Below are 17,642 nucleotides of genomic sequence, written 5' to 3'. Positions count from 1 at the left end.
GCCCGTTGCTGCGCGCGCCTCTTCCTAAGCTGCCTGGGAATCCCGGGTCTTCGCCACTTCCACGCGATCGCGGCCGAGGGTCTTGGCGCGCAGCAGTGCGGCGTCCGCCGTCCGGACGAGCCGGTCAAAGCTGCAATGGTCCGGTGCAACCGCCGCGCCAATCGAAACTGTGATGGATTCGAGGTCGCGGTCGCCATGCCCGAGCCGGAGCGCAGAGATACGGGTACGGATGTCCTGCGCGCGCTCTTCTGCCTGCACCGGCGAGAGGGTCGGGAGCAGGATCAGGAACTCCTCACCGCCATAGCGAAAAGCGAGGCCGGATTCGCGCGTGACATGGGCGAGTACATGTCCAACCCCGCGCAAGACCGCATCGCCGGCCTCATGACCATGTTCGTCGTTGAAGCGCTTGAAATGATCGACATCGATCATCAGGCACCCAAGCGGTTCGCCGAGGCGTTCGGCCTGCGCGATTTGGGTTTCGAGGATGTGGCCGAGCTGCCTGCGGTTGGCGAGACCGGTCAGCGAATCGGCCATTGCCATCTCACGCAGCGTGTCGCGCAGTTGCAGATTGGCGATCGCCAGCCCGATATTTTCCGCCAGCATGTCGAAATAGATTTCGGGCACCGCGGTGCGCACCATGTCGGCGTCCGGCATCTCGAAATACAGCAGGCCCAGCGTCTCGCGTTGTGCGGTGAGCGGCAGGCACAGCGTATCCACCGGCTGTCCGGTCTCGCGCTCGATGTGATCGCACGGCACATCGACATGGCCGCCCGCCGGACGATGGCGGAGACCGCGGCGCAACGCCCAGCAGGAAACGGCCGAGAACTGGGTTCCCGACCGGGCCGGGTCGAGCCAGCTGCACGCCTCGACCACAACGTTGCGCTGCCGGTCGAGCAGATAGAGCCGCCCCGGCAGTTGCGGCGCAATCTCGGGGACGAAGCGCTGGACGACCTCTTTCAGGTCGTGGAGGGTATCGCACCCCTGCATGCGCTGCGTCATCCGCGACAGAAGGTCGCGCATCATCCGGTCGGCGTCGCGTTCGGCCTCGAGCCGTTGGCGTTCAAGGCCGTTTTCGCGGAAAATGCGTATCGCCTGCGCCATGTCGCCGATCTCGTCGATATGGCTGACCTCGGGCGGCTCGGCGGCAAAATCCTGTACCGCGAGGCGGTTGACCACATCGCTGAGCTTGACCACGGGGTGAAGCACGCGCTGTTTGAACACGAAATAGAGTACGCAGAGGACGAGCAGCGCGGTCATGCCGAGGACGATCTCAGAAATACTCTTCCACAAACGGGCGAGATCGGTCGCGTTGCCAATTTGTGTCGCTATCCGGCCGTCGAGCTGATCCTGAAAACGCTGGACCTCGATTTCGGCGCGGTCGAGCTGGCGTTCATATTCGGCGCCGAACAGCAACTGGCGTGCCGCGCCAGCATCACCCTTTTCGTAAGCCGCAAGAGCGGTCTCCTGCTCGTCGTGGAGCAGGTCTGCAAGGCTGATCGCCTTTTTCAACGCGCCGAGTTCGCCCGGAATGGCGCCAGCGTCGCCGATATGCCGGATGCGGTCCTCGACGGTCTTGAGCGCCGCGGCCTCGCTGCGATAAGCGGCGAGATAGGTCGGGTCGCCGGTGTTGACATATTGCCGCGCCCGGTCGCTCAGCGCGTAAATGTCGATCCCCAGTTCGGAGGTTGCCTGATCGAGTTCGTAGCGCTGCTCAACCGCTGCGCGTTCATGCTCCTGGGCGTTGGACGCGAAGATCATGGTCGTGCTCGACACGATCGTCAGCACGACGGTTGCCCCGTAAGCCCAGTTGGTGATTGTAGCCAAACGCATCGTCGGGTTCTAGCTAGCCGATAATTGGCAAGAGGTTAACCCCGGTTTCGACGGGGTTGTGAGGCGTCCCCCTCCATCAGGCGCCTATTCCGCTTGATGGAGCACGGGAAGGCGTTCAAAGCGGCGCCGATAATAGAAGCGGAGAGGCATCGCCCATGGATCTGGCACCCTATCGCGCGCATCGCCGCGTCCTGACCGCGAGTCTTGTCGGCACTGCGGTCGAATTTTACGATTTCTACATTTACGGTACCGCGGCGGCGCTGGTGTTCGGGCCTTTGTTCTTTCCTTCGGAATCGCCGTCGGCGCAGCTGATGCTCAGCTTCATGAGCTTCGGCCTCGCCTTTTTCGCGCGGCCCGTCGGGGCGATCGTGTTCGGCCATTATGGCGACCGCATCGGACGGAAGTCGACTTTGGTTGCGTCGCTGATGCTGATGGGGGCGTCAACACTGCTAATCGCCTTCCTGCCCACCTATGCGATGGTCGGGTGGGTGGCGCCATTGCTGCTATGCCTGTTGCGCTTCGGTCAGGGGTTCGGGCTGGGCGGCGAATGGGGCGGCGCGGCGTTGCTTGCGGTTGAGAATGCGCCGCCGGGATGGCGCGGACGGTTCGGAATGTTCCCGCAACTCGGCGCGCCGGTCGGGTTTATTGCCGCAAACGGCCTGTTCCTGATTCTTGGGCTGACGCTTAGCGATGCCGATTTTGCCGCGTGGGGCTGGCGGATTCCCTTTCTGCTGTCGGCGGTGCTCGTCGGGCTGGGGTTATGGGTGCGTTTGAAGATCAGCGAGACGCCGGATTTTGCCGAGGCGATGGAGAAGGGGCCGCCCGCCGGGATTCCGATCGGTGAATTGCTTCGCAACCATGTGCTGGTGACGCTCGCGGGGACCTTCGCGGTCGTCGCCTGCTTTGCGATCTTCTATCTTGCGACCTCGTTTGCGCTGGCGCACGGGACGACGGTGCTGGGTTATCCCAAAGAGCAGTTCCTGCTGATCCAGCTTGGTGCGATCCTGTTCATGGCGGTCGGAATCATCGTTGCGGGCTATGCCAGCGACGCCATGAGCGCGCAGCGCGTACTGACCTGGGGGTGCGGCGCGACGATACTGATCGGCTTTATGTTCGGACCGACGCTGGCGTCGGGGTCATGGTGGATCGTCGGGCTGGGGCTGGCGAGCGCGCTGTTCGTGATGGGCCTGGTCTATGGTCCGCTCGGCGTGTGGCTGACCGATTTGTTCCCGGTGCGCGTGCGCTATACCGGGGCGTCGATGGCGTTCAACCTTGGCGGCATATTGGGCGGCGCGATGGCGCCGATCATCGCGCAGGCGCTGAGCGATCGGGGCGGGACCGCGGTGGTCGGGCTGTATCTGGCGCTCGCCGGGGTGCTGAGCTGGGTCGGGCTGACGATGGTAAAGCGGCAGGCCGCCAGAGCTTAGCCACTTTTCATTGTCATCCCCGCGAAAGCGAGGGCCCAGTGAGGCCTTGCGTTGCCTAGTCTGGGTCCCCGCATTCGCGGGGATGACAAAATTTGAGACGTGAGGGTTATTCGACCCGCAGCAACGTCAGCTTGGCCTTGCCGACCTTGCGTTCGGCGTCGATCGCGAAGCCCGCGACGTCGATGACCTCATCATGCGCGGTTTCGACCGAGAGCCAGCTGTCGGGGCCGATCCAGCCGAGGCGGTTCAGCTTGTCGAGCGCGACGCTGGCGGCACCGGTGCCATAGGGCGGGTCGAGCATCAGCAGGTCGTAAGTGCGTTTCGCCGGACCGAGCGAGAGCACCGATGACGCGCGGACATCCGCGCGCGGGGTTGCCTCGAGCGAGCCCAGATTCTTGCGCAATATGTCCAGCGCGTCGCGATCCTGTTCGGCGAAGAGGCATTGCGCGGCGCCGCGCGACAGTGCCTCGATCCCGAGCGCCCCCGAGCCTGCGAACAGATCGGCAACGACCAGCCCTTCGAAGCTGCCGAGGCGGCTCGTCAGCATCGAGAACAGGGTCTCGCGCGTGCGGTCGGCGGTCGGACGCGTCGTATCGCCCTTGGGCGCGACCAGCTTGCGGCCGCGCCATTCACCCGAAATAACCCGCATCGCCATCAGCCGAGATGCCGGCGGAATTTGAACAACTCGTCGCGCGGCACGACATCGACCGCGCCCATCGGCAGGCCGTCGAGTTCGAATACGCCGTAGCGGGTACGGATCAGGCGACTGACCTGGAGCCCGAAATGTTCGAGCACCTTGCGCACTTCGCGGTTCTTGCCTTCGGTCAGCGTCATTTCGACCCACTGGTTGCGCCCGGTGCGGCGTTCGAGGTTGGCGTCGATCTTGCCATAGCGCACGCCGTCAATCTCGATCCCCATCGAGAGTTCCTCGAGCTGGGTCTGGCTGATGTCACCAAAGGCGCGGGCGCGGTACGTGCGCTCGACCCCGCTGGCGGGAAGTTCGAGCTGGCGCTTGAACTCTCCGTCGTTGGTCATGAGCAGCAGCCCCTCGGTATTATAGTCGAGGCGGCCGACGGGCATCAGGCGCGGCAGGCCCTTGGGCAGAAGATCATAGATCGTCTTGCGGCCCTTGGGATCGCGCGCGGCAGTGATGCAGCCGGCGGGCTTGTGAAAGCGATAGAGGCGCGTCGAGACGGGCTTGGCGACCGGGTCGCCGTCGACGGTCAGGCCTTCGAGCGACGTCAACAGCGGCGCGGGGTGCACGATGATCTGGCCGTTGAGCGCGATGCGGCCTTCCTCGACCATCCGTTCGACATCGCGGCGCGAGCCGACACCGGCGCGCGCGAGCAGCTTTGCGATGCGCTGTGGACCTTCCTCTTCGCGTTCGCCCTCGTCGGGCTTGGGTTTGCGCGCGGGCGAGTCGGCGCGGGCGGCGCGGCGGCCACGGGGGGCGTCGCGCGGAGCGTCGCGATCGGGAGCGGAACGGGGAGGGCGACGGGTCGTCATCGGTACAGACGCGGCTTTCTTGTGATTATGGCCACGAAACTGTGGCTTTGTGATCACGCTCATAGCCGGAAATATGTCGCTTCGTCGATGGCAAGCAGAAGCAATCTTGCAGGAAGGCCCGGAGCGCGGCATGGGGCCGTTAAAGGGAGTACATAATGCTCTTCGCGTCCCGCCCGTCGTGCATCAAGCGGCTGCTGATCATTGAAGATGATCCGCTGGTCGCGTTCGACAATGAGCGGACGCTGAAACATGGCGGATATGACGTTGTCGCGACGGTCGATTCGGGCGAGGCGGCGGTCGGCATTCTCGCGAGCCAGCAACTCGACGCCATCGTCCTCGACCTCAATCTGGCGGGGCATATGAGCGGACGCGATGTGGCGCGGCTGGCGCGCGATCGTGGCATCGTGGTGCTGCTCGTGACCGGCCAATGCCCCGATGATGCGAGCGACATCGCGCTCGCATGCCTGAACAAGCCACACAGCGCCTCGGCGCTGCTGGGCGCGGTGCATGCGATCGAAACGATGCTGTGCAAGAACAAGGCGCCGCGCAAGGTGAGCGGGCTCCAGACCTATTGGCAGCCGAAGGCCGCCTGAGCCGCAACGCGTACCGGACCGCGACGAACCGAAGACCGGGATCGCCGGGCCTCAATTCCCCGCTTCCAATTTGTCCCCAAGGCTTTAGGCCCATTCTTCGGAACAATCGCATCCGCGAAGCGGCTGCGCGGGGAGCGACGGTATGTCAGTTGATCTGAGTCGGTTTATCATTTTCGTTGCGATCCTGGGCGGGTTGATGATCGTCGCGCTGTCGGTTCCGGCGTTCCGCCCCTATTTGCGCAAAAACCCGATGATCACCTTCCTGCTCGGCATATCGAGCGGTTTTCCGCTGACGCTCCTGATCGCGACCATGACCTTCTGGCTTGCCAAGGTCGGGATCGATACCGCGACGATCGGTTTCGCAGTCGCGCTGGGCATTCCCTATACGCTGAAATTCCTGTGGGCGCCGCTGGTCGACAAGCTGCCACTGCCGTTTTTGACCAAGACGTTCGGACAAAGGCGCGGCTGGCTGTTCTTCATCCAGGCGCTGTTATTCGTCGCGATCTGGCAGTTGGGCGCGAGCAATCCGCAGCCCGGCGACATCGGCCTGTTTGCGGTCTGGGCCCTGATCACCGCCTTTTTGTCCGCGACGCAGGACATCGTCATCGACGCCTATCGCATCGAGATACTGGAAGAAGACGAATTTGCGCACGGCACCGCGACCAACCAGTTCGGATATCGCACAGGCAATCTGATTGCCGGCGCCGGCACGATCTATTTTGCATCGAACGAAGGGTTGGGGCTGGGGTGGGCGACGGCCTATGGCCTGACCGCCTTTTGTATCGTTCCGGCGATCATCGGTGCGCTTTGGGCGGGGCCGGGGAAATTCGTCGACCGGTTCGAGCATGCCGGGGGCATGAAGGCGGGGCAATGGCTGACCGAAGCGGTCGTCAACCCGTTCCGCGAATTCCTGACGCGGCACGGCGCGTTCCTGATCCTTGGCTTCGTCCTCGTCTATAAGGTCGGCGACGCGATGGGGCAGACGATGCTGGGGCCGATGATCGTCGATCTGGGCTTTCCCGATCTCGACTATATTTCGGCGAACAAGCTGTGGGGCTTTGGCGCGCTGATCGTCGGGTCGGCGCTGGGCGCACCTTTTCTGTTGTGGCTCGGCATGGGCCGGGCGTTGCTGATTTCGGGCCTGATGATGATGTTTTCGAATGTCATGTTCATGATCCTGGCGGCCACGGGCAACAGTTACTGGATGCTGGTTGCGGCGATCGTGACCGAGAATCTGACCAGCGGCATCGGTCTGACGGTCTTCGCCACCTATCTCTCGGGCCTGTCGAACATCGCCTATACCGCGACGCAATTCGCGCTGCTGTCGTCCTTTGCCGGGGTCGGACGGACCTTCATGGCCGGGCCTGCCGGGATCGTGGCCGAAAAGCTCGGTTGGGTGGGCTTCTGGGGCTTCACGGTCGCGGCGGCGATCCCCGGGATGCTGCTGCTCTGGATGTTGTGGCACAAGGGCTATGTGGTGGAAGGTGTCCGTCAGACCAAAGTGGTTGATGCGCAGGAGCTCAAGCAGCCGGTCGGTGCGTGGCGCATCGTCGGTTTCGGGGCAATCGTCGCCGGCCTCGTCGGCGTGCTGCTGTATCAGCAACTCGACCTTGGGGGACATATTCTCGCCGTGTCGCTTGCCGCTTTTGTTGCCGGCATGCTGCTGGCGTGGAAGGGCAAGGCGCCCGAGACGGCATAGGAAAAGCAAGCTTGCGAAGCGTTTTGATCCTCGCTGTCGCAAAGTGATGGGGCGGATTCAGGCGGGCCATTCCTCGTTGAGTTCAAGTGCTTGCCCGACGAGATAGAGCGAGCCGCCGATCAGGATGTTGCGCGCCGGGCTGTCGGTCGAGAGCGCGCGGATGGCCGAGGGCAGATCGTCCTGCGCCGAGACATGCGCGATGCCGGCGTCGCGGGCGATCTGGGCGAGATCGGCGGGGGTGTGGTGTTCGTGGCCGGGGATCGGGACGGCGACGAGCTTGCCAATATGCGGCGTGAGTGCCCGCAGAAAGCCTGCGGCGTCCTTGTTGGCGAGCATGCCGAGGACGAGGTCGATCGGCTCGCGGCGGGCGAGGGTCTGCCCGATCAGCGCGGCGAGTTGATGCGCAGCGTCGAGATTATGGCCGCCGTCGACCCAGATATTATGACCGTCGGGCATGCGCGTCGTGAGCGGTCCGTTGCAAAGCAGCTGCATCCGCCCCGGCCAGAAGGCATCGGCGGCGCCGCGTGCGATGGCGGCGCCCGAGGGGCGCGGCTCGGCGAGGTGGAGCATCGCGATCGCGAGCCCGGCGTTGCGCGCCTGATACGCGCCGGTCATGCGCGGGCTGAGCGTTTCGGCGACATCGCCGAGGTTTGAGGTCCAGCGGAAACCGTCGGTTTCGGGTTCGACCGACCAGTCGGTGCCTTCTGAAAAAAGCGTGACGCCTGCTTCGGCGGCGCGTTCGGCGATGATTTGGGTCAGCGGTGCGGGGTAGGCGAGCGTCGCGACGCGGGTGCCGGGCTTGATGATCCCGGCCTTTTCCCACGCGATGCGGACGGCGGGGTCGTCAGGGGTTCCGGCCTCGGGCGCGAGCAGGAAGGCCTCATGATCGATGCCGAGCGAGGCGATGCCGCAGACTGCCGGGGCGGGGATGATGTTGGTCGCGTCGAGACGGCCGCCGAGGCCAACCTCGATGATGACATCGTCCGCCGGGATGCGCGCGAAGGCGAGCAAGGCGGCGGCGGTGGTAACTTCGAAGAAGCTGGCGTGCAGGTCGGCAGCCGCGTCGAGCACTTCTTCGAGCAGCGTAGCGAGCAGCGCATCGTCGATCAGTGTTCCGGCGAGGCGGATGCGTTCGTTGAAGCGGACGAGGTGCGGGCTGGTGTAGCAATGGACGGTGCGCCCGCTCGCTTCGAGGATCGCGCGCAGATAGGCGCAGGTCGAGCCTTTGCCGTTGGTGCCTGCGACGTGGAAGATGCGCGGGAGCTGGTTTTGCGGGTTGCCGAGGCGCTCGCAGATGTCGGCGATGCGTTCGAGGCCGAGAATGTCGCGGCCCGGCGAGAGCGCGGCGAGGCGATCGAGCTGGGTCTGGACCGCGGGGTCGGTGCTGTGAGCGTGGTCGGGCATTTATATCGAGCCTTGATCGTGAAGTTGTCGTCAGGCTCCCTCGTTTTCGTCATGCCGGACTTGATCCGGCATCCATTTGCCGCACAGGCTGCATGGACCCCGGATCAAGTCCGGGGTGACAAGAATAGAGAGCTGACGCTTCGTTGCGACGTTGGTCAGGCAGCCTTTTCAGGTGCGAGATACCCGATGAGGCGGCCGAGCGTTTCGGGCAGATCCTTGCGCGCGACGACCATGTCGATCATCCCGTGATCGAGCAGATATTCGGCGCGCTGGAAGCCTTCGGGCAGTTTCTCGCGGATCGTGTTCTCGATCACGCGCTGGCCCGCGAAGCCGATCAGCGCCTTGGGTTCGCTGATCTGCACGTCGCCGAGCATCGCATAGCTGGCGGTGACGCCGCCGGTCGTGGGATCGGTCAGCAGCACGATATAGGGCAGGCCGGCGCGACGCAGGCGCGCGAGCGCGACGGTCGCGCGCGGCATCTGCATCAGCGACAGTGTGCCTTCCTGCATGCGCGCGCCGCCGGCAGCGGTGATCGCGATATAGGGGGTGCCGCGTTTGATCGCCTGTTCAACCCCGGCGACAAAGGCTTCGCCGACGGCGACGCCCATCGATCCGCCCATGAAGGCAAAATCCTGAACGCCGATCACGACCGGCTGGCCCGAAATGCGGCCAAATCCGTTCTGATAGGCGTCGCGATCGCCGGTCGCGGTGCGCGCGGCCTTGATGCGGTCGACATATTTTTTGGTGTCGCGGAACTTCAGCGGATCTTCGGGCGCGGCAGGCGCCGCGATCAGTTCGTGGATGCCGCCGTCGAACAGCTGTGCGAAACGCTCGGTCGCACCGATGCGGTCATGATGTTCGCAGCGCGGGCAGACGTTGAGATTATCTTCCCATTCCTTGACGAACACCATCTGCTGACACTGGCGGCATTTGTGCCAGAGATTGTCGGCGGTATCGCGCTTGGCGGCGAAGGGCAGGGCGTTGCGAACGCGGTCGAGCCAGCTCATGCGGCGATCTCCTTTGCGCCGTGAATAGCATCGGCGAGCGAACGGGTGAAGGCTTCGACATGGGCGGGGGCGTCGGCGCCATGCTTTGCGATGATTTCGACCAGCGCCGACCCTACGACGACGCCGTCGGCGACGCGCGCGATGTCGGCGGCTTGCTGCGGCGTGCGGACGCCGAAGCCAACCGCGACGGGAAGGTCGGTTGTGGCTTTCAGCCGCGCGACGGCTTCGTCGATGCTCGCCTGCGCGGCCTGCTGCAGCCCCGTGATCCCGGCGACCGAGACATAATAGAGGAAGCCGCCTGCGCCTTCGAGCACGGCGGGCAGCCGCGCGGCATCGGTGGTCGGGGTGGCGAGCCGGATGAGGTCGACCCCGGCGGCGCGCAGCGCGGGACCAAGTTCTGGGTCTTCTTCAGCGGGGATATCGACGCAGATCACGCCATCGATGCCGGCTTTCGCGCATTCGGCGGCGAACCAGTCGGACCCACGGATCGTCATCGGATTGGCATAGCCCATCAGGACGAGCGGGACGTCGGCGTGGCGCGCGCGAAAAGCGGCGGCGAGCGCGAAGATGTCGGCGGTCTTCGTGCCCGCAGCCATGCTGCGCAAATTCGCCGCCTGGATCGCGGGGCCGTCGGCCATCGGATCGGTGAAGGGCATGCCCAGTTCGATCACATCGGCGCCGCCCGCGACGAGCGCGTCGAGGATCGCGCCGGTGTCGGCGGGGGTCGGATCACCCGCGGTGATGAAGGCGACGAGCGCGGGGTGCGGCTTGCCGAAGGCGGTGGTGAAGCGGTCACTCATGCTCTGATCTCTGGCGCAGTTTGAAAGAAATGAGTGCAATATTCAGGATCATGAAAATGCCTATCAGCCCGTAGAAAACCAGGCCGTTGGCGGCCCATCCCGTCTGGCTCACAAGAATGAATGTGATTGCAAAGAACAGCAGGAGCAGGGCGAATTTCTGACGGCTGTTCACAGCTCCACCCCCAACGCGTCGGCGACGGTGAAGATGTCCTTGTCGCCGCGGCCCGACAGGTTGACGATGATGATCTTGTCCTTGTCCATCGTCGGCGCGATGCGTTCGGCGGCGGCGATCGCGTGCGCGCTTTCGAGCGCCGGGATGATGCCCTCGAGTTTGCACAGGCGCTGGAAGCTCGCGAGCGCTTCGGCGTCGGTGACGGGGACATAGCGTGCGCGGCCGATGTCGTGGAGCCAGCTATGCTCGGGGCCGATGCCTGGATAGTCGAGGCCTGCCGAGATGCTGTGCGCTTCGGTAATCTGACCGTCTTCGTCCTGGAGCAGATAGGTTTTATTGCCGTGGAGGATGCCCGGCTTGCCGCCCGCGAGGCTGGCGGCGTGTTTTCCTTCGAGGCCTTCGCCCGCGGCTTCGACGCCCACGATCTCGACGCTTTCGTCATCGAGGAAGGGGTGGAACAGGCCGATCGCGTTCGATCCGCCGCCGACGGGAGCGATGAGCATGTCGGGGAGGCGACCCTCGGCCTCGAGGATCTGTTCGCGCGCTTCGGTGCCGATCACCGACTGGAAGTCGCGGACAAGCTCGGGATAGGGGTGCGGGCCGGCGACGGTGCCGATGATGTAGAAAGTGTCGTGAACGTTCGCGACCCAATGGCGCAGCGCCTCGTTCATCGCGTCCTTGAGCGTCTTCGCGCCCGATTCGACCGCGACCACTTCGGCGCCGAGCAGCTTCATGCGGAACACATTGGGCTGCTGCCGTGCGACGTCAACCGCGCCCATGAAGATGGTGCAGGGCAAGCCGAAGAGCGCGGCGACGGTCGCGGTGGCGACGCCGTGTTGGCCAGCGCCGGTTTCGGCGATGATCTTTTGCTTGCCCATCCGCTTGGCGAGCAGGATCTGGCCGATGCAATTGTTGATCTTGTGCGCGCCGGTGTGGTTGAGATCCTCGCGCTTGAGATAGATTTTCGCACCGCCGAGATCCTCGGTCAGCCGCTCGGCGAGCCACAGCGGGCTCGGGCGGCCGACGTAATTCTTCAGCAGATATTCGAACTCGGCCTTGAACGCGGGGTCGACCTGCGCCGCGCGATAGTGGCGTTCGAGGTCGAGGATCAGCGGCATCAGCGTTTCGGCGACATAGCGCCCGCCGAAGTCACCGAAATGGCCGCGTTCGTCAGGCTGGCTGCGAAGGCTGTTGGGCAAGTCTGTCATAGCCCGGCCGCTTTAAGGAAAGCGGCGATCTTGTCCACATCCTTGACACCCGGCGCGCTTTCGACGCCCGACGAGACATCGACCAGCGGCGCGCCGGTTTCGGCGATCGCTTCGGCGACATTGTCAGGAGAGAGACCGCCGGCAATGCCCCAATCCATGCTGTGACGATGGTTCTTGAGCAATGACCAGTCGAACCGGGTCCCGTTGCCGCCGGGCATCGCAGCGGCGGGCGCGTCGAACAGGATGCGGTCGGCGATGCCGTGATATTGTTCGATCCGGTCGAGCGTCCCGGCATCCTTGAGGCCGACGGCTTTCCATATCTCGGCGGGGACGAGACGCTTGACCGTCGCCAGCCATTCGGGGGTTTCGGTGCCGTGAAACTGGATGATGTCGGGGCGTATCGCGGCGAGCGCGTCGCTCGTCTCCTTTTGCGAGGCGTTGACGAGCAGGAGCGCAACCTTGACGCGTCCGGCGGCGCGTTGACGCAGCGCGACGGCGGCCTTGAGGTCGACATGGCGCGGGCTCGGCGCATAATGGACGAGGCCGATGTGCGTCGCCCCGAACTCGATGGCGGCGTCGATGGTTTCGGGCGTCGACAGCCCGCAGATTTTGACGAGTGGGGACATGATCGGTCTCTGTTTATTCGTTCGCATCGAGCGAAGTCGGGATGGCGCTCGATCTTGCGCTGCTTCGACGGATATCTCGACGTCGCTCGACACGAACGGGAATGGAAAGAATTAAAGCGTCGCCTCGATGGCGCGCGCGGCAAGGTCGGGATCTTGCGACTGGCTGATCGGGCGGCCGACGACGAGGATCGAGGCGCCGTCGGCCATCGCCTGTGCGGGCGTGACGATGCGTTTCTGATCGCCCGCCTTGCCGTCCGCCGGACGCACGCCGGGGACGACGAAAAAGCCGCCGGGCCAGACCTTGCGCGCCGCTTTCACTTCCTGACCGGAGCACACGATGCCATCGAGGCCCGATTGGCGGGCGAGGGCGGCGAGGCGCACGACCTGGTCATGCGGGTTGCCGCCGACGCCTATGTCGTCGAGGTCGGGTGCGTCGAGGCTGGTCAGCACCGTCACGGCGACAACTTTGGTATTCAGCCCCGCCACAGCCTTTGCTTCTTCCATCATCGCGCGACCGCCTGCGGCGTGGACCGTGAGGATCGCCGGTTCGAGCGAACGCAGCGCCTGGATTGCCTTGGCGACGGTGTTCGGAATATCATGGAGCTTCAAATCGAGGAAGATCGGCAAGCCTAGCTTGCCCATCTCATGCACACCATGATGGCCGTTGGCGCAGAAAAACTCGAGTCCGAGCTTCAGCCCGCCGACATGATGCCGCACCTTCTGCGCCAGCGCGAGCGCGCTATCGAGCTGCGGGGTGTCAATGGCGAGATAAAGCGGCGAACTCATGGTGTCTCCAGCGGTAGGGTGGGGCTGTCGTTAGCGGGGGTTGTGGCGGGCGCAGCGATGGGCGGTGCCGGTTCGGCGGCGCGGTTTGCCATGGCGCGGAGGTCGGCAAGCTGGCGCTCGCTGGCGTCAAGGCGGCGCTTCATCGTCCAGCGCGCGGTGCGCAGTGCGATCCACATCGGTACGGCGCCGATCAGGAAGGCGCCGAGGATCAGGACCGGCAATTTCGTGTCGAGCACCTCGCCAGGCCAGATGGTGACGGTGACCGGAAGCCAGTTCGCCATCGCGAAAATTACCAGAATGGCGGTCAGCAAGACCCAGATGATCGTTCGCAGGATTCCCACTTTGGCTTGCTCCCTCAATCGGCCCTGTTCCGCTACCTATGCGACTTTGGCGCGGGTTTCCAGTCTTTGGGTCGGCAGCAACCAAGCCCCGCTCCTTCAGGGGAGGGGTTGGGGTGGGGCCATCGACCTTGCGTAAGGCCGATAGCCCCCACCCGCTGCGACTGGCGAACAAGTTCGCAAGTCTCGCTGTCCTCTCCTGAAGGAGAGGGCCTGGTGTCTTTATGCCGCCCCGAAGACCCGATCGAAGATCGTGTCGACATGCTTCATATGATAGCCAAGGTCGAACAGGTCGGTGAGCTGTTCGGCCGAGAGCTTCGCGGTCACGTCGGTGTCGGCCTTGAGCAGTTCGAGCAGCGAAAGCGCGCCATCGCTGTCCCATACCTTCATCGCGTTGCGCTGGACGAGAACATAGCTTTCCTCGCGGCTGGCGCCCGCCTGCGTCAGTGCGAGCAGAACGCGCTGCGAATGGACGAGGCCGCCCATGCGGTCGAGGTTCTTCTGCATCCGCGCAGGATAGACGAGCAGCTTATCGACGACGCCGGTGAGGCGGCCGAGCGCGAAGTCGAGGGTGATCGTCGCGTCGGGGCCGATGAAGCGTTCGACCGATGAGTGGCTGATGTCGCGTTCGTGCCACAGCGCGACATTTTCGAGCGCTGGAACGACCGCGCTGCGCACCATGCGTGCGAGGCCGGTGAGATTCTCGGTAAGGATCGGGTTGCGCTTGTGCGGCATCGCCGACGAACCCTTTTGGCCGGGCGAGAAATATTCCTCGGCCTCCAGCACTTCGGTGCGCTGCAAATGGCGGACTTCGGTCGCGAGGCGTTCGATCGAGCCGGCGATGACGCCGAGCGTCGCGAAGAACATCGCATGGCGGTCGCGCGGGATGACCTGTGTCGAGACGGGCTCGATTGCGAGGCCGAGTTTCGCGGCGACATGCGCTTCGACGCGCGGATCGATGTTGGCAAAGGTGCCCACGGCGCCCGAGATGGCGCAGGTCGCGATGTCGGCGCGCGCGGCGACGAGCCGCGTCTTGCAGCGTTCGAACTCGGCATAGGCCTGCGCGAGCTTGAGCCCGAAGGTGACCGGTTCGGCGTGGATGCCGTGGCTGCGCCCGATCGTTGGGGTGAGCTTGTGCTCATAGGCGCGGCGCTTGATCGCTTCGAGCAGCGCGTCGAGATCGGCGAGCAGGATGTCGGCCGCTTGCGCAAGCTGAACCGCGAGGCAGGTGTCGAGCACGTCGCTGCTGGTCATGCCCTGATGCATGAAGCGCGCCTCGTCGCCGACATTTTCGGCGACCCAGGTCAGGAAGGCGATGACGTCATGCTTGGTGACCGCCTCGATCGCGTCGATCGCGGCAACGTCGATGACGGGGTTGGTGGCCCACCAGTCCCACAGCGCCTTGGCGGCAGATTTGGGAACGGTGCCGAGCTCCGCGAGCGCGTCGGTCGCATGCGCTTCGATCTCGAACCAGATGCGAAAGCGATTCTCGGCCGACCAAATTGCGGTCATGTCCGGCCGTGCGTAACGCGGAACCATTGATTTTCCTTCCTTTTATGACGTTTTATCGCGGAAACTGCGCGGAACCACGATGGGGCGCCCCGTAGCAGGGACGGGGCGTTTCTCCAAATCCCGCGACATCGCAACTTTCGCCGAACATCGTCGGTTGCCCCCATGTCCCTTTCAAAAAGGTGGTGGGTCGCAACCAGCTCTGCCGCCGTTACAGGAGAAGATGAGTGATTAAACAAATGCTTTTGATCGGCGCGGCCGCCGTAAGTTTCCCGGCATTGGCACAGACGACGGAACCGGCGGGTGATCAGCCGACGACGTCGCAGCCCGCACCGACCGATGCACCGGCACCTGGACCGGACACCACCCCCGCACCCACCGACACGCCCCCGGTAGCGGAGCCGGCCCCCCCGACCGCCGAGCCGGCACCTGCTCCGGAACCCGACACGGAATCCGAGCCCGATGCCGAGCCCAAGGCGATGATGCAGGAGTAAGATGATGTTGAAACAGTTGCTTTTGATTGGCGCGGCCGCCGCAAGCTTCCCGGCTCTGGCGCAGGGTGCACCTCCGGCCAGCGATCCGGCGACGCCCCCGCCGGCTTCAGAACCCGCGCCGGCCCCTGACGCCTCGACGCAGCCTGCGCCCGCATCGGGCCAGCCGGCCCCGTCTGGAACGGCGGCAACGCCGACCCAGGTGGCGCAGATCGTCAATCAGGAATTTCCGACCTATGACGCCGATTCAACCGGCGATCTCAACGAGGCGGAATTTGGCGCGTGGATGAAAAAGCTGCGCGCGGCCACTGATCCCTCGGTCGATCCCGAATCGGCCGATGTGAAGACATGGATCGGTCAGGCCTTCGCCGCCGCGGACGGCGACAAGTCGAAGAGCGTCAGCAAGACCGAATTGACCGGCTTCCTGTCGCGCGGCGCTTAGCAAGCCCCAAGCGAGATGGTGCGGCCGTCGGAGCGATCCGGCGGCCGTATTGCTTTGCGCGGTTTATGAATGAGCAATCTCGCATATTCTTCGTCATTCCCGCCAAGAGAAGGGAAGAAAATGGCGAGAGACAAAGAAATGTGCGGCGTGCCGACCGGGAAGGCCAGGCAAGCGCCGCCCGGTCATTTCGGCTGGACGACGGTGACGATCGATAATTTGCGTTCGTGGCCATCGCGATCGGGCCACAGTATTTCCTGCCCTTCGCGCATCCCGATCAGGCCAGCGCCGACGGGGGTCATGATCGAAATGCGACCCGCCGAAATGTCGGCGTCTGCGGGATAGACGAGCTGAACCGTGCGCGACGCGCCGCTGGCATCGTCGACGAAGGCGACGGTCGAGCCCATCGTGACGACATCCGCGGGAATTTTCGCGGCAACATAGATTTTCGCGCGGCCGATTTCCTCAAGCAGCAGGTCACTGACCTGCGGCGTGCGCTCCTGTCGCGCGATAGCCAATTCGGTAAGGGTGTCGGCTTCGGAATCGATCATATGGATTGGCGGCCGCTTGGCCGCATTACGCTTTGTCATGAATATAGCTTTCCGGGTGGGCGGGCGCGCGGAATGGCGGCCCTGCCAGCAACAATCGGGATGAAGATTTCGCCCCGGGCTCGGGGCGAGACGCACCGGAACCCGGGGCTAAATGCCCGCGAGAAGTTGACCCGCGTGGAGGTTGATCCGGAAAAGGCTCGGTCGAATCTGCATAAGCGGAAGATGGTGCCTACGCTGCGACAAGTCAAACGATGTGACAGTGGGGTGTTGATATTGCCTGGATTTGGAGTTGGGCTCCCTCCATCCTGTCATGCCGGGACTGACCCGACACCCGCCTTTTTCTTCAAGGCAATCAGGCCCCGGATCAAGTCCGGGGTGACGATGTGCCAGACCGTGATTTGCCCGCCTAAAGCAGCCCCATTGCGCGAAAGCTGCGGTGATCCGGTCCGCCGATGATGATATGGTCGTGCAAGCTAATGCCCAGCTTCGCCGCGGCCTCGGCAATGTCGCGGGTAATGGCGATATCCTGCCGGCTGGGTTCGGGGCTACCGCTGGGGTGGTTGTGGACGAGAATGATCGCCGATGCGCCGAGTTCGCGCGCGCGCTTGATGACTTCGCGGACGTAGATCGCCGACTGGTCGATCGATCCCTCGCTGACCAGTTCGTCGCGGATCAGCATGTTGCGCGCATTGAGATAGAGGACGCGCACGCGCTCGACGTCAATCGGCCCCATGTCGGCGCGCAGCCAGTCGAGCAGCGCATCCCAGCTGGAGAGCAAGGGCTTGTCGCGAAATTCGCCCTTGAGCATCCTGAGGCCCGTGGCCTGGACGATTTTCAGCGCCGCGATCGCGGTTTCGCCCATGCCGTCGATGCGGCGCAAGGATTCGGGATCGGCGGCGATCAACTGCGCCAGCGAGCCGAATTCGCTCAACAGCGCCTTGGCGAGCGGCTTGGTGTCGCGGCGGGGGATGGCGAGGGCGAGCAGATATTCGACCAGCTCGTAGTCGGCCAGCCCCCCGGCGTCGGCCAGAAGGCGGGTGCGCAGCCGCGCGCGGTGTCCCTGATGATCCGGTACATCCCCCATGAGAAGGGAATAACCGCCTTGTGAGCCGCACTCAACGGTCATAGGAAAGGATGATGGCAATCCGGAGCAATTTCTTGCAGCGAAACGGGATTTCCTGCGTTGCTGCCCTGAATGCCATGCGGGCCGGAGGACGATATATCTACGCCATGACGTCATCGTCCGTTTCCCTTTT

Annotated in this window: 19 protein-coding genes; 5 read left to right on the top strand and 14 right to left on the bottom strand. The window is 64.2% G+C overall.

The annotated features are described in order from the left end of the window. Positions 1-24: 24 nt before the first annotated feature. A complete protein-coding gene (locus tag AC1RRJ_RS07370) occupies positions 25-1,830 on the bottom strand; it encodes a sensor domain-containing diguanylate cyclase (RefSeq protein ID WP_493121098.1) in 1,806 nt (601 codons plus the stop codon). Positions 1,831-1,985: 155 nt separating this feature from the next. On the opposite strand from AC1RRJ_RS07370, the gene AC1RRJ_RS07365 reads away from it, so the two are divergent. Beyond that, positions 1,986-3,257: an MFS transporter gene (locus AC1RRJ_RS07365; protein ID WP_493121097.1), complete on the top strand. Its 1,272-nt coding sequence runs from the start codon at positions 1,986-1,988 to the stop codon at positions 3,255-3,257. Positions 3,258-3,363: 106 nt separating this feature from the next. Here AC1RRJ_RS07365 and rsmD read toward each other — a convergent pair whose 3' ends face one another. Both rsmD and AC1RRJ_RS07355 read right to left on the bottom strand, forming a co-directional pair. Further along, entirely contained in the window at positions 3,364-3,906 is a 543-nt protein-coding gene (rsmD, locus tag AC1RRJ_RS07360; RefSeq protein WP_493121805.1) for a 16S rRNA (guanine(966)-N(2))-methyltransferase RsmD, read from the bottom strand. Between the two features lie 5 nt (positions 3,907-3,911). Further along, positions 3,912-4,763, bottom strand: a complete 852-nt coding sequence (locus AC1RRJ_RS07355; RefSeq protein WP_493121096.1) for a pseudouridine synthase — start codon at positions 4,761-4,763, stop codon at positions 3,912-3,914. Positions 4,764-4,918: 155 nt separating this feature from the next. On the opposite strand from AC1RRJ_RS07355, the gene AC1RRJ_RS07350 reads away from it, so the two are divergent. Then, complete coding sequence (locus AC1RRJ_RS07350) at positions 4,919-5,356, top strand: response regulator (RefSeq protein WP_493121095.1); 438 nt, start codon at positions 4,919-4,921, stop codon at positions 5,354-5,356. A gap of 142 nt (positions 5,357-5,498) precedes the next feature. Beyond that, complete coding sequence (locus AC1RRJ_RS07345) at positions 5,499-7,055, top strand: AmpG family muropeptide MFS transporter (protein ID WP_493121094.1); 1,557 nt, start codon at positions 5,499-5,501, stop codon at positions 7,053-7,055. A gap of 57 nt (positions 7,056-7,112) precedes the next feature. Here AC1RRJ_RS07345 and AC1RRJ_RS07340 read toward each other — a convergent pair whose 3' ends face one another. From AC1RRJ_RS07340 to purB, 9 genes are all read right to left on the bottom strand, one after another. Further along, the gene (locus AC1RRJ_RS07340) at positions 7,113-8,459 is read right to left on the bottom strand and encodes a bifunctional folylpolyglutamate synthase/dihydrofolate synthase (protein ID WP_493121093.1); all 1,347 of its coding nucleotides are present in this window, start codon (positions 8,457-8,459) and stop codon (positions 7,113-7,115) included. A 155-nt stretch (positions 8,460-8,614) separates the two neighbouring features. Continuing rightward, positions 8,615-9,466 carry an acetyl-CoA carboxylase, carboxyltransferase subunit beta gene (accD, locus tag AC1RRJ_RS07335; RefSeq protein ID WP_493121092.1) on the bottom strand — a complete coding sequence of 284 codons (852 nt, stop codon included), beginning with the start codon at positions 9,464-9,466 and terminating at the stop codon, positions 8,615-8,617. Next, a complete protein-coding gene (gene trpA / locus AC1RRJ_RS07330; protein ID WP_493121091.1) occupies positions 9,463-10,266 on the bottom strand; it encodes a tryptophan synthase subunit alpha in 804 nt (267 codons plus the stop codon). The genes accD and trpA overlap by 4 nt, the downstream gene beginning before the upstream one ends. Beyond that, the gene (locus AC1RRJ_RS07325; protein WP_493121090.1) at positions 10,259-10,438 is read right to left on the bottom strand and encodes a hypothetical protein; all 180 of its coding nucleotides are present in this window, start codon (positions 10,436-10,438) and stop codon (positions 10,259-10,261) included. Before AC1RRJ_RS07325 ends, trpA begins: the two co-directional genes overlap by 8 nt. Then, positions 10,435-11,646 (bottom strand): tryptophan synthase subunit beta, encoded by a 1,212-nt coding sequence (gene trpB, locus AC1RRJ_RS07320; RefSeq protein WP_493121089.1) that lies wholly within the window; start codon positions 11,644-11,646, stop codon positions 10,435-10,437. Before trpB ends, AC1RRJ_RS07325 begins: the two co-directional genes overlap by 4 nt. After that, a complete protein-coding gene (locus AC1RRJ_RS07315) occupies positions 11,643-12,272 on the bottom strand; it encodes a phosphoribosylanthranilate isomerase (protein ID WP_493121088.1) in 630 nt (209 codons plus the stop codon). Before AC1RRJ_RS07315 ends, trpB begins: the two co-directional genes overlap by 4 nt. 111 nt (positions 12,273-12,383) lie before the next feature. Beyond that, positions 12,384-13,058 (bottom strand): orotidine-5'-phosphate decarboxylase, encoded by a 675-nt coding sequence (pyrF, locus tag AC1RRJ_RS07310; protein ID WP_493121087.1) that lies wholly within the window; start codon positions 13,056-13,058, stop codon positions 12,384-12,386. Then, positions 13,055-13,399 carry a lipopolysaccharide assembly protein LapA domain-containing protein gene (locus AC1RRJ_RS07305; RefSeq protein WP_493121086.1) on the bottom strand — a complete coding sequence of 115 codons (345 nt, stop codon included), beginning with the start codon at positions 13,397-13,399 and terminating at the stop codon, positions 13,055-13,057. Before AC1RRJ_RS07305 ends, pyrF begins: the two co-directional genes overlap by 4 nt. A gap of 219 nt (positions 13,400-13,618) precedes the next feature. Beyond that, positions 13,619-14,935: an adenylosuccinate lyase gene (gene purB / locus AC1RRJ_RS07300; protein ID WP_493121085.1), complete on the bottom strand. Its 1,317-nt coding sequence runs from the start codon at positions 14,933-14,935 to the stop codon at positions 13,619-13,621. A 197-nt stretch (positions 14,936-15,132) separates the two neighbouring features. Here purB and AC1RRJ_RS07295 point away from each other — a divergent pair, with 197 nt between their 5' ends. Together AC1RRJ_RS07295 and AC1RRJ_RS07290 are read left to right on the top strand one after the other, a co-directional pair. Further along, positions 15,133-15,399, top strand: a complete 267-nt coding sequence (locus AC1RRJ_RS07295) for a hypothetical protein (RefSeq protein WP_493121084.1) — start codon at positions 15,133-15,135, stop codon at positions 15,397-15,399. 1 nt (position 15,400) lies between these two features. After that, on the top strand, positions 15,401-15,838 hold the full coding sequence (locus AC1RRJ_RS07290) for an EF-hand domain-containing protein (RefSeq protein WP_493121083.1): 438 nt from the start codon (positions 15,401-15,403) through the stop codon (positions 15,836-15,838). A 182-nt stretch (positions 15,839-16,020) separates the two neighbouring features. Here AC1RRJ_RS07290 and rnk read toward each other — a convergent pair whose 3' ends face one another. Both rnk and radC read right to left on the bottom strand, forming a co-directional pair. Next, on the bottom strand, positions 16,021-16,425 hold the full coding sequence (gene rnk, locus AC1RRJ_RS07285; RefSeq protein WP_493121082.1) for a nucleoside diphosphate kinase regulator: 405 nt from the start codon (positions 16,423-16,425) through the stop codon (positions 16,021-16,023). Between the two features lie 367 nt (positions 16,426-16,792). Further along, the gene (radC, locus tag AC1RRJ_RS07280; RefSeq protein ID WP_493121081.1) at positions 16,793-17,470 is read right to left on the bottom strand and encodes a RadC family protein; all 678 of its coding nucleotides are present in this window, start codon (positions 17,468-17,470) and stop codon (positions 16,793-16,795) included. Positions 17,471-17,642: the final 172 nt, after the last annotated feature.

It is taken from the genome of Sphingopyxis sp. GW821-FHT12C06 (assembly GCF_058807415.1).
The sequence above is the reverse complement of the archived record's forward strand: the minus strand, read 5'-3'. Positions and strand labels throughout refer to the sequence as shown.

Coding starts and splice junctions, on each gene's coding strand:
- AC1RRJ_RS07370 (WP_493121098.1), bottom strand. CDS start 1,830: ATGCGTTTGGCTACAATCACCAACTGGGCTTACGGGGCAACCGTCGTG.
- AC1RRJ_RS07365 (WP_493121097.1), top strand. CDS start 1,986: ATGGATCTGGCACCCTATCGCGCGCATCGCCGCGTCCTGACCGCGAGT.
- rsmD (WP_493121805.1), bottom strand. CDS start 3,906: ATGCGGGTTATTTCGGGTGAATGGCGCGGCCGCAAGCTGGTCGCGCCC.
- AC1RRJ_RS07355 (WP_493121096.1), bottom strand. CDS start 4,763: ATGACGACCCGTCGCCCTCCCCGTTCCGCTCCCGATCGCGACGCTCCG.
- AC1RRJ_RS07350 (WP_493121095.1), top strand. CDS start 4,919: ATGCTCTTCGCGTCCCGCCCGTCGTGCATCAAGCGGCTGCTGATCATT.
- AC1RRJ_RS07345 (WP_493121094.1), top strand. CDS start 5,499: ATGTCAGTTGATCTGAGTCGGTTTATCATTTTCGTTGCGATCCTGGGC.
- AC1RRJ_RS07340 (WP_493121093.1), bottom strand. CDS start 8,459: ATGCCCGACCACGCTCACAGCACCGACCCCGCGGTCCAGACCCAGCTC.
- accD (WP_493121092.1), bottom strand. CDS start 9,466: ATGAGCTGGCTCGACCGCGTTCGCAACGCCCTGCCCTTCGCCGCCAAG.
- trpA (WP_493121091.1), bottom strand. CDS start 10,266: ATGAGTGACCGCTTCACCACCGCCTTCGGCAAGCCGCACCCCGCGCTC.
- trpB (WP_493121089.1), bottom strand. CDS start 11,646: ATGACAGACTTGCCCAACAGCCTTCGCAGCCAGCCTGACGAACGCGGC.
- AC1RRJ_RS07315 (WP_493121088.1), bottom strand. CDS start 12,272: ATGTCCCCACTCGTCAAAATCTGCGGGCTGTCGACGCCCGAAACCATC.
- pyrF (WP_493121087.1), bottom strand. CDS start 13,058: ATGAGTTCGCCGCTTTATCTCGCCATTGACACCCCGCAGCTCGATAGC.
- purB (WP_493121085.1), bottom strand. CDS start 14,935: ATGGTTCCGCGTTACGCACGGCCGGACATGACCGCAATTTGGTCGGCC.
- AC1RRJ_RS07290 (WP_493121083.1), top strand. CDS start 15,401: ATGATGTTGAAACAGTTGCTTTTGATTGGCGCGGCCGCCGCAAGCTTC.
- rnk (WP_493121082.1), bottom strand. CDS start 16,425: ATGACAAAGCGTAATGCGGCCAAGCGGCCGCCAATCCATATGATCGAT.
- radC (WP_493121081.1), bottom strand. CDS start 17,470: ATGGGGGATGTACCGGATCATCAGGGACACCGCGCGCGGCTGCGCACC.